This window comes from Clostridium sp. (genome assembly GCF_036569345.1).
In the GTDB taxonomy this organism is placed as follows: Bacteria; Bacillota; Clostridia; order Clostridiales; family Clostridiaceae; genus Clostridium_AD.
In genome coordinates this window covers 1-10,427 of record NZ_DATCQT010000096.1, presented here as the reverse complement: position 1 = coordinate 10,427, position 10,427 = coordinate 1, and the positions used below count along the sequence as shown (strand labels likewise).

Below are 10,427 nucleotides of genomic sequence, written 5' to 3'. Positions count from 1 at the left end.
GGTTACATTAAAATAGCCAAGATTTACAATTAGGTGCTATAACTAAAAGTAATTATTAACGAATAATTCCAATCCGAGCTTAAATAAGCGTTTTAATTATTTGGTAGATTATTGAATTATAAGGTTGATGGCTATGGAGGTACTAACATAAGTTGGAATGAAATGGACAACTTATGTTTGCTATTTGTCTTTTTAACTTTCCAGTAGTTCGTGCCTTTAATGATTTCATTGGGTTTGGTGTTCTTAGTCCCATTTTCATTTAATAATCTCTCCTTTATTTAGTAATTATTTTATTTCTTTTACTCATAATTTATATTGGGTGTATTTGCTAACTTCCTATAATTTTATTGTATACTCACGTGGATACAATAGCAATAAATACATAACAAGTAAAGGATTTTATTACACAAAAGATTTAATAACTAACTTTTATCTTAGTTTAAAAACCAAACCTTTTGTTATTCGCTTAGGTATATCAGCTACTGGAAAGAGTAAAATTGTAAAACTATTTGTACAAGCAGTTGGTGCTAACAGTAATATCAAAGATTTCAACTAGTTCCTGTGAGATGTGATTGGCCAGATGCAACAGATCCAATAGGTTACAGAAACATTAAGAATAAATTTGTTCCAGGCATTATTATTGATGCTGCTTATGAGACCATTAAAAACATAGATAAACCTTATTATTATTTACTAGCTTTATATTATTATTTTTGATGTTATTATGCAAATGTATTATGTTGATTTTTTCAAAGAATATCTACACTCACTGCTATTCTTTATTATTTTAATTAAAGTATTTAATTTACTATATTTGTAGCTTAATGTATACCAAACTCCATTACTTTTTTTATATTCAATTAAATATTTTTCATTGCTTATATTTTTAATTATCCAATTAAAAGTACATTCATTATAATCTTTAGGTTTATCAAGAATTGTTATATATTTTTTTTCTACTAAACCATTAGTTAGCCATTTTACACCTTTTTCTGTTACTAAAGGTTGATAATTCCATTTACCTGTAAAAAGCCCATGCTGTTGAACTAAATCATTTGGTACATTATTAAAACCATCAACTTCAATAAATGTTTTTCTAAGTCTTAAAATGTCAAATAGCTTATTTCCCGAGATATTCTTATAATCAGCTTCCGGTATTTGAGTTCTGATATATTCTAGATACTCTCTAATTGTTTTATTGGCCATTCTTTTTTTCTCCTTTTCATATTATTTCATTTTGAGAGTTCTCCATATTCCTCCTTTAATATTGATAATTAAACTATATAATATTTGTACAAACCATGACTTTAATTATATATGTCAAATATACGCGATAATAAGACTTAAATCATAGGAACTAATCTTTCCTACAGCAATCTTTATGAACCCATTTACTAAAATCATTAACAGAATCTAAATCAGATAGGTAAATAACCGTTTCTCCTAGAATAATCGGTTCGTTACAATATTTACATATAGAATTTATCTCAGCTAGTTTGGTTCTACCTGTCCATAAAGGCTTTTTATTCTCATTAATTTCATTTTTTAACTCTTCCTCAGTGAATTGACTATAAACTAAATAATTAATATACGCGGAAAAATTATCTCCGTGTGTCAATTTAGACTTTTTTTTAGCTAGACTATAAACGTGTGGAGGAAAGCTAATTGTTACCTTGTTAACCATTATAATAAAAACCTCACTTGTGTTATTATTTAATATTATAGTATGCTGATAGCGATAATTTGTGTATCTTAAGTAGGAAAAACAGTAACAAATTAACCATATAGTCTTAATATATCTATATAAAGTATTCTATTTATCAGAACTACATGGGACTCCAGAAATAAAGTCACTATTTAAATTTTTAAGCATAATATAAATTATTATATAGCAATTTTAGGAGTTTTTTATTAATATGAGTTTTTTGAATTGGTTTATAGGTAGGAAGTCAGAGCGTTCAACAGTTACATCGACGGGTCCTGTAACTGTTACTAAAATACCAAAACAATCAGTGAATATAAATTATTATTTTACAAGAGCTACAGGTGATCTAGATAAACAGTTAGTAAAGATAATAAATTCATCTACAGTATCACTTGATATAGCCATTTATTTTATTACTAAACCTTCTGTAATAGATGCTATAGTAAATGCTTACAGTCGAGGCGTAAAAGTTCGTATAATAACGGACAAGGAAATGTCTCAAACAAGTTGGGAGTTTAAACAATTAAATAGATTAAATGTATTAAGTATACCTATTAAAATTAATGATCATGATGGATTAATGCATTTAAAGATAGTAATAGTTGATAATAAAATAATTACAACAGGAAGTTATAATTACACAGGGAAAGCAACAACATTAAATGATGAGAATTTAGTAATAATCACTAATGCTAAGGTTGCAGGGGATTTCACAAAAGAGTTCAATTTAATGTGGGGAAGTAATAATTATAAACTATATTAAAGAAGATTCTTATCATGGGTTTTATTCATGTATCATTAATAAGTGAAATAAGATATTGGAAGGATGCATATAGAAAAATTATATGAGAAGTGGATGAAGCATAAAGATAGTAGTGTTGAGAAAAAATTTGATACATACTAAGTAAATATTTATTAGTGACGGGTTGTAATGACTTAGCCACTACAAATACAAAACTAGCAGTAAATTAGAGGAAGGTAATATACCTTCTTCTTTTATGTTGAAAAGTTAATATAAGTACAGTGTGGACTTTTTCTGTTTTCAATTACCTAATAGGAGGTCTATGTTTCGCGCGAATAGCAACGAGATGTAATAATATAAAAATAAATTGTGAAAATAAAGGATGAGAAAATGGATTTGTAGAATAGTTAAATTAGTGGTGACTAGAAAATATAAATCAAAAGTGGAGATGAATATATATGCCGACAATTAAAAGCATGATTGAAAAATTTAAAGATATAAATGAATATGAGTATAAAGATATTGAAAAGTTTTTGTTAGGTATAGAAAGTTATTCCTTTGTTATGCAGGAAGAAATAATCCGAATACTTGATAAAAATGTTATTAAGACTACTAAAAAAGGGACATTTAATTTTGATATCTCTGAAGCAATGAATGAGTCCATGAATAAAATAAAAAGCTTTGAAGGTAGGGTTTCATGCAAGAAAATATATAATGAATTGGTTTCTATGTTAAATACTGATTACGGTTTAATATTGATATAAGTAGCTTAAATGCTAAAGTTATTGGAACTTCGCAGGAACGTTGTGTATATTTGCTCCGTCAGACTGAGAGGCAGAATGCTAATGGCGAGAGAAAGACATTAACTGATATTTCGAATGAACTTGGCTGTGGTACAAGGGTTCTTCAAAAGGATGTTGAGAAAATGACTGAGCAAGGGTTTAAACTTATGGGTTTGAATATAAAACTTGTGAGTGGAGATCAAAATATATTGAAAATGGAATCCACTCCTCATCCAGTTATATTAATGCAGAATATTTCTCAATTAGTAGTTATGTTGGAGGGATTAAGAGCCATGGGAAAAATTAATGCTTATGGCAATTCTGCTAATTCAACAGCAATTGATATTTGGAATCAACTTACAGAATATACGAGAACTAAAATTTTAGATGTTGTTGAAAAGTTAGATAATAATAAAGATACTATGAATTGGTATGATTCTATCGATAAGGAAGGCAAATATCACAGTAGATTTTTGACTGAGTTTGAAAACTGTGGTGAGAATCCAATTAGTAAGTTGATATTTCTTATGAAAAATGGAAAGCAATTTAATTTGATTTATGATAATGATGATGGCATCAGGATTTCTTTGTGTGACTGTGAAATAATTAAGTATTTTATAGATAGTCACAAGCTCACAGTTAAAACGCCAGAAGGTGATTATGAAATAGTGGATGAAAAAATTATAGAAATAGATATTATTTGAGTTTAAAAGTACATGCGAATTTTTTGTTCGCGGGTGGGTTATTTTAAAATGTTATTATCTAATTAACCCATTAGGGAAAAAGAATTTACGGAGGTATGGAATATGTTAAACAAATTTAAAAGACCAGAAGAAGGTATTGAATTTAAAAGGGATTTAAAAAATTGCCTCACTAATATGAGAGAAGTTTTAGATGAATTATCGGCAGGAACAAAAGAACTTCAAAAAATAAAGGATTTTATTTGTTCCCTTATTAAAGAGCAGGATGAAAATGGCTTTTGGGCTCTTATACCAAGTCCACGTGTTGACGGAGATATTAGGGTTATTTACTGGTACGAACCAACCTATATTGCTACAGCCATTATGATGAAATTTTATATGCAACATAAATATGAAAGCAAAACTATTGAAGGGTTTGATGATGCTTTGAAAAAGGGATTAGTGGCATCAACTGGAAGAGGTTTAAAAGGACATGGGTTTGATGATATACAGGGACGAGTGGATGCTCTTCAAATATTTTCAAAAGGTGAGGTTCTAAAATTTGTTAGAAACTACCCAGAAATATCAGTTGAGTTTTCAAAAATGATTAAAGCAATAACTGATTGGCTTGAGAATGTTATAAAAGCGGAACATACAAAAGGAGATTGGAGTGAAGATTACAAAGCTGATATGGAAAGAACTTTTGAATTGCTAAACAGAGATAATAAGGAGATAAAGGTTTTTGTTTATGGCACGCTTATGAAAGGAAAAAGCAATTATGAAAATTTCTTAGGAGACGCAGATTTTATAGGTGAATTTGTAGCTGAGGGTTTTGCATTATATGAGTTAGGTAGTTATCCAGGAATAATTCATAGTGAAATCGATAAGGTAAAAGGCGAGCTTTATATCATAGATAGTAATATATTAAGGAAACTAGACATGCTTGAGGGCGAAGGTAGTTTATATATACGGAAATTAATTAGTGTTGTTAATGATAATGGTGAGGCTCACGAATGTTATACCTATGTGTATAATCATGATGTTTCAAGAAAAGTTAAAGTTAGCTATGAAAACCAGCCTTGGGTATTGGTGACAAGAGATGATTATGTTTGGTATGCTAGCTTTGGATCTAACTTACTTTATGAGCGATTCATTACTTATATTAAAGGTGGAAAGTGTAAATTTAATGGGAAACCTTATCCAGGTTGCAGGGATAAATCACTACCAAAAGATAGTAGACCAATAACTATTCCTTATAATATGTATTATGGTAACGAAAGCTCTTCCTGGGGAAAGGGTGGAGTATCATTTTTAAATAGTGAAGTCAAAGGGTATTCTCTAGGCAGAATGTACCTTATTACTAGAAATCAGCTTAACGACGTTTCACGTCAAGAGGGATGCGGAGAAATCTGGTATAATAACTATGTTAAATTGGGAGAGGACAATGGTATTGAAATTATTACTATTACAAATAAAAGCATAAGGTCACACTATAACCCTTCCGATAAGTATCTTGAAGTGATTAGAATGGGTATAAAGGAAACATATCCTGATATGAGTGATTTTGATGTAATGGAGTATTTGGTTGAGTGTGGCAAGGTTAGAAATTAAATAGATATAGATTAAAATAATTATGTACATTATAAAGTTTTCTGTAAGTTACATGTAATATCAAAGCTTTTCTGATATAATCAGCTAAGATAAATATATTGGAAGGGAATTGATATTATGTTACCTTATAGTGATTATGGTAAAAGTAGAAAGTTGTTAGAAACTTTTAGACTTATAAAATCTGGAATAGCAACAACACCACAAGAGATTGCAGATATATTTGAAATTTCACCAGATAACATTCATAATTATGTGAAGGAATTAAATGAAGAATGGGAAACAGATATTATATATGATAAGTCTGAAAAAATATATAGAATAAATGATGAAGACGATGTAAACGGTGATGGAATACTTGAAGCAAATAAATATGTTCAGCCTGTTACAGCTGATGATGTAAATCTAATATTAGCATCTCTCGTTCAATCTCAAACATTTATGGAAACAAAAATGGCAGTAATAAAGAATAGCTTGTTAGCACTACTTCCTAAAAATGAAGCTTTAAAATTAAAGAAAATGCTTTATTTTGAGAAGAATTTAAATAATGATCATCAATATATTGAATTTAATATTAAAAACTTAAGAAAGGCTATAGCAGAAGAGAAAAAAGTAAGTTTTAGTTATAATTCAGCATTAGGGAATCATAAGATTCATACAATAATACCTTATAGCTTTGCTTGTGAACTTGGTAAATACTACATTATTGGATATTTAGAAAGAAAAGACTGCTTGCTACACTTTAGAATAGATAGAATATCAAATGTAAATATTTTAGAGGAAGATGGTAAGAGAGATAGTAAGTTTAATGTGTATGACTATCTTAAAAGGACCTGGTATATGTATGGGGGAGATGAAACAAGAGTTAAGGTGAAATTTAGTAACCGTTGCTATAAGGTAGTAACCGAAAAAAGTTTACTTGAGGGAAGTCTAATTGAAAAAAATGAAGATTATTTTGTTTATGAGTTTGTTTGTAATGGTACATATGGCATAAAGCTATGGATTATGGGTTTTGGTGCAGATGCAGAAGTTATAGAACCAGTAAAATTTAGAGAAGAAATTATAGATAGTATAAAAAATATGAATAAGGTTTATTGTATGTAGATAACTCCTTATCGTCTGATGAATATTTTCATCAAACGATGAAACTCCTAATCAAACGAAGAAGCTCCACATTAGTTGATGTGGGGTTTATTTTTGTGCAGTTTTGCGGAAATAATGAGAATTTATTTTTATTCTTAATAAAACATGGAGGGGAAGGAAATTTTTGATAGTTGGTCAGTTGTACAATTATATTAATAAATAGAATTATATTAATTACATAGGATATTTCAAAAATGTATTTTAAGTTGTAACTTGTTATTTTTTATATATCAATATGGGGGCGAAAAACTATGAACTATAAAGAAATGGGGAAAGAAAGACTTTTAAAAATAATAGGGGAAAAGGATAAGCTTATTGAGGAACTGAAAAGTACGAAAATCGAACTTAAGTATCAAGCATGTATGGACACCGTTACTGGAGTATTAAACAGAAGAGCAGGGTTAAATGTTTTAGAGACTACGATTTATGAATCTGCTAGGCAACGTGAGAATTTTATATTATGTTTCGCTGACATTGACGATTTTAAAAAAATAAATGACACTTTTGGTCATAGTCATGGAGATGAGTTACTTAAGAAAATTGGTAGTATTCTCACAGTTAATATTAGAAAAGTTGACACCTTATTTAGAATGGGTGGTGATGAATTCATAATTATTTTTCCAAACACTACATTAGAGGAGGCAAAGACTATTTGTTCAAGGGTGTGTATGAACATTTATGAATTGAAAGGAAATGATAATATTAACTACAGAATTGGTTTAAGCTGTGGGTTATCTGAATACAACTTCGAAAGCAAAATATCAGCTAGTGAATTAATAAGACGGGCAGATGAGGGGATGTATGTAAATAAGAGGGGAAAAAGGTAAGAAGGCTAATGTAATATAATGTAACTAAATGTTTAAACATAAGAGGTAATGTTGTTCATATTAGGAAAACTAATAAAAAATTGTTTGATTTTACATAGTTAGACAAAATTTTTATATAAAAAGTGGTACTATTTAAGCGGTTTAATAATTATGAATATAGTTAGTTAGAATAAATTTATGGTTGTAAATAGAGAAATTATCATTATATAAATATAGCGCAAGGAAGGAAAGTCAAGGATATGGCTAATGATAAGTTCGATTTGGAAAAGATAAGTTTAGCTGTGAAGGAGATAATATAATGGATAAAATGGAAGAAATATGTAATAAATGTGGTAACTCTAAAAACAAAAATGGAAAATGCAAGGTATGTTTGGCAAGGGAGGAAGTAGCTGCGACTGCAACTGCTTCTTTTAACGATACAATGTTTTTTCCAAAAAGAGCACGTAAAGGTAAAATTATTAGAAAAGTTGGATCAAAAATACTAAACAAAATTTTAATTGTTGTTATGATTGTGTGTGTAATAACTGGAAGTTTATGCTTTTATGCCTATAAATATAAGGAAAATGTAGCAAATATACTTGTCAAAGCCTTACCACAGAACCAGACTTCAGCGTATGTCCTTGGACAATATAAATCAATAAATGAATTGCATGTATTGAAAATAAACAAGGCAGATTTCTATCATTATAAAGATGAAACACGAGATGCAGAGCTTATTATCCGATACTATGTAAATGCCTCTTTTGATTTGAATAATTATAAAGTTATACAAAATAGTAATGATACTGTTAATATTATGATTAAAAGGCCTGAAATCAAGGCAATTTTAAATCCTGACACCAAGTATACTGAAGATAAGGCACCAGAAGATTATCCTGGAGTTGAAATTCTTGCTGCAAGCAATAGTATTGTTATTCCAGGATATGACTTTAAAATTGGTGAAATTGAAGATATAGCAAAAAAATTTATAAATAAGGAACTTGATAAAAAACAAACAGAATATGAAAAAATGGCTTTTGATAATTTGAAAGTAAAACTAAAGCCTATTATAGAAGCATTAGGATTAAAAATCTCATCTATTACATTAGAGGGGGAGAGAGAATAATGAAGCGAAAAATTTTAATATTAGTTTTATTTTTAGCAATTTGTATATTTGTATATCAAATATTTTCAGTCTTTAAAAATATTAAAAATGAGGAATTAGAACAAACACAAAAAACCAATGTTAATATTATGAAAATGATTGAGGATTCTATTTCTGTTTGTAGTGTTGAATATGATTATGAAGATTATATTACTCGAAAGAAAACATGGGTCTTTGCTTCAAATCCATCGATAAAATATGCAAAGTTTATGGGGGAAATTAAAGTTGGCTGCGAAATTAAATCAGTTACGAAGAAGTCAAATATATTCTCAATTGTCTTATCAGAGCCTTTTGTTGTAGAACATGAAATTAACAGAATAGGTGACTGGGAAGGTAAAGAAGGTACTTGGAATAATTTCACACCTGCTGAAGAAGGAAAAGTTACTAATGAGCAAAAGATGATAATTGAAAATAGGCTTATGGATGAGTTACAACAAGAAGATAAAAAGCGAAATAAAGAACTAATTTCAGATTTACTCGTAAAAATTGGTGAAAATGAAGATTCATTTAGTGTTACATATGTTAAAAAATAAATCAGATGAGATATTATAGAAAGATCGTCGGCAAGCCTATTATTAATCTTCAATTATTAATCTACATAAATTAATTAATAATAATTAATATGGGATTAAGTTTGAATTTAAGGTACAATATAGAGTATATATATATAAAATAAGAGGTGAATAATATGTGTATGCTTATTAATTTTGATCATTGGGAGATTGATGAAGATTCTCCTTTTGGAAGTGGAGCTAGTGAGAAAAAATGGCTTATTAATTCTGAAACAAAGCAAAAGGGGATATTTAAGTTTCCTAAGGGTGTGAATATAGGAAAACCTACAGGAGAATATTGGGCTGAAAAAGTTGCGAATCAATTAGCTGAAGTTCTAGGTATAGAGTGTGCTAAAGTAGATATAGGAATATTCAGAGGCAGAGTAGGGTCTATGAGTTATATGATATTAAAGGAAGAAGAAGAACTAATAGAAGGAATTCAATATATTACCAATATATATAAAGAGTATAATCAAGATAAATTTATTGATTATATAACAGAAGAACCATATTCAATAAAGATGATACTCCAATCAATTAAGGAAACAGGTTTAGAAAATGATTTTTTAATTATTCCTATATTTGATGCACTAATAGGTAATAGTGATAGACATCACAGCAATTGGGGTATAGTAAGGAATAAAATAAATGGCAAAATAAGAATATCACCATTATATGATAATGGGTCATCATTATGTTGTCTTATTAATCCCAAGGATGTTCCAAATTTTTTAAGAGATAAGACTAGGCTTGAATCACTAATTTTCAGTAAATCAAAATCTATGATAAGATGGTCAAAACCTAATAGAATAGGTCATTTTGAGTTAGTTGAGCATATTAGAAACAAGTACTATGATGGAACGATTTCCATAGTAGAGAAGATAAGAGATAATTTAAGTAATACTAAAATAAAAGATATTATAGATGGGTATGATGATATAGTAATTAACCCCATGATTAAGGAATTATTATATGTTTTTCTAGTACGGAGAAGAAAAAAAATCATAGATATATATTATGGAGAAGAGGAGGCAGAATAATGAGTAGAATTAATAATAGAGAATATCTTTATTTAATTTGGAAAGATTATAAGACTAAAAGTAGATATATAATTGGAGAGTTATCGAAAAATGGTAAGTATGAATTCAAATATAGAACTAAAGAGCTAGACAATGCAATTAAAAATGGGTTTGAACCATTAATAGCATTTGCAAATATAAATGAAGTTTATGAAAGTTATGATAT

12 protein-coding genes are annotated in these 10,427 nt (G+C 28.7%); 10 read left to right on the top strand and 2 right to left on the bottom strand.

Annotation, left to right across the window (positions count from 1 at the left end; translation table 11 throughout):
• Positions 1-735: 735 nt before the first annotated feature.
• Positions 736-1,206: a hypothetical protein gene (locus VIM70_RS09835; RefSeq protein ID WP_331945580.1), complete on the bottom strand. Its 471-nt coding sequence runs from the start codon at positions 1,204-1,206 to the stop codon at positions 736-738.
• A gap of 151 nt (positions 1,207-1,357) precedes the next feature.
• Positions 1,358-1,684 (bottom strand): hypothetical protein, encoded by a 327-nt coding sequence (locus VIM70_RS09830; protein WP_331945579.1) that lies wholly within the window; start codon positions 1,682-1,684, stop codon positions 1,358-1,360.
• Between the two features lie 232 nt (positions 1,685-1,916).
• On the opposite strand from VIM70_RS09830, the gene VIM70_RS09825 reads away from it, so the two are divergent.
• The 10 genes from VIM70_RS09825 to VIM70_RS09780 form a co-directional block, all read left to right on the top strand.
• Positions 1,917-2,468 carry a phospholipase D-like domain-containing protein gene (locus VIM70_RS09825; protein ID WP_331945578.1) on the top strand — a complete coding sequence of 184 codons (552 nt, stop codon included), beginning with the start codon at positions 1,917-1,919 and terminating at the stop codon, positions 2,466-2,468.
• 437 nt (positions 2,469-2,905) lie between these two features.
• A complete protein-coding gene (locus VIM70_RS09820) occupies positions 2,906-3,211 on the top strand; it encodes a hypothetical protein (protein ID WP_331945577.1) in 306 nt (101 codons plus the stop codon).
• A 50-nt stretch (positions 3,212-3,261) separates the two neighbouring features.
• Positions 3,262-3,933: a hypothetical protein gene (locus VIM70_RS09815; RefSeq protein ID WP_331945576.1), complete on the top strand. Its 672-nt coding sequence runs from the start codon at positions 3,262-3,264 to the stop codon at positions 3,931-3,933.
• Positions 3,934-4,035: 102 nt separating this feature from the next.
• The gene (locus tag VIM70_RS09810; protein WP_331945575.1) at positions 4,036-5,520 is read left to right on the top strand and encodes a gamma-glutamylcyclotransferase family protein; all 1,485 of its coding nucleotides are present in this window, start codon (positions 4,036-4,038) and stop codon (positions 5,518-5,520) included.
• Between the two features lie 117 nt (positions 5,521-5,637).
• Positions 5,638-6,621, top strand: a complete 984-nt coding sequence (locus tag VIM70_RS09805; RefSeq protein WP_331945574.1) for a WYL domain-containing protein — start codon at positions 5,638-5,640, stop codon at positions 6,619-6,621.
• 290 nt (positions 6,622-6,911) lie between these two features.
• Positions 6,912-7,487, top strand: coding sequence for a GGDEF domain-containing protein (locus VIM70_RS09800; protein WP_331945573.1), 576 nt, complete (start codon positions 6,912-6,914; stop codon positions 7,485-7,487).
• A 298-nt stretch (positions 7,488-7,785) separates the two neighbouring features.
• On the top strand, positions 7,786-8,592 hold the full coding sequence (locus tag VIM70_RS09795; protein ID WP_331945572.1) for a DUF4230 domain-containing protein: 807 nt from the start codon (positions 7,786-7,788) through the stop codon (positions 8,590-8,592).
• The gene (locus tag VIM70_RS09790; RefSeq protein WP_331945571.1) at positions 8,592-9,164 is read left to right on the top strand and encodes a hypothetical protein; all 573 of its coding nucleotides are present in this window, start codon (positions 8,592-8,594) and stop codon (positions 9,162-9,164) included. The genes VIM70_RS09795 and VIM70_RS09790 overlap by 1 nt, the downstream gene beginning before the upstream one ends.
• 155 nt (positions 9,165-9,319) lie before the next feature.
• Positions 9,320-10,222, top strand: coding sequence for a HipA domain-containing protein (locus VIM70_RS09785; protein WP_331945570.1), 903 nt, complete (start codon positions 9,320-9,322; stop codon positions 10,220-10,222).
• Positions 10,222-10,427 (top strand): hypothetical protein (locus VIM70_RS09780; protein WP_333783843.1); only part of this gene is annotated, 206 nt, incomplete at its 3' end. The genes VIM70_RS09785 and VIM70_RS09780, both read left to right, overlap by 1 nt.

Bases quoted from the DNA above. Each gene is read 5' to 3' on its own strand.
- VIM70_RS09835 (WP_331945580.1), bottom strand. From the start codon at position 1,206: ATGGCCAATAAAACAATTAGAGAGTATCTAGAATATATCAGAACTCAA.
- VIM70_RS09830 (WP_331945579.1), bottom strand. From the start codon at position 1,684: ATGGTTAACAAGGTAACAATTAGCTTTCCTCCACACGTTTATAGTCTA.
- VIM70_RS09825 (WP_331945578.1), top strand. From the start codon at position 1,917: ATGAGTTTTTTGAATTGGTTTATAGGTAGGAAGTCAGAGCGTTCAACA.
- VIM70_RS09820 (WP_331945577.1), top strand. From the start codon at position 2,906: ATGCCGACAATTAAAAGCATGATTGAAAAATTTAAAGATATAAATGAA.
- VIM70_RS09810 (WP_331945575.1), top strand. From the start codon at position 4,036: ATGTTAAACAAATTTAAAAGACCAGAAGAAGGTATTGAATTTAAAAGG.
- VIM70_RS09805 (WP_331945574.1), top strand. From the start codon at position 5,638: ATGTTACCTTATAGTGATTATGGTAAAAGTAGAAAGTTGTTAGAAACT.
- VIM70_RS09800 (WP_331945573.1), top strand. From the start codon at position 6,912: ATGAACTATAAAGAAATGGGGAAAGAAAGACTTTTAAAAATAATAGGG.
- VIM70_RS09795 (WP_331945572.1), top strand. From the start codon at position 7,786: ATGGATAAAATGGAAGAAATATGTAATAAATGTGGTAACTCTAAAAAC.
- VIM70_RS09790 (WP_331945571.1), top strand. From the start codon at position 8,592: ATGAAGCGAAAAATTTTAATATTAGTTTTATTTTTAGCAATTTGTATA.
- VIM70_RS09785 (WP_331945570.1), top strand. From the start codon at position 9,320: ATGTGTATGCTTATTAATTTTGATCATTGGGAGATTGATGAAGATTCT.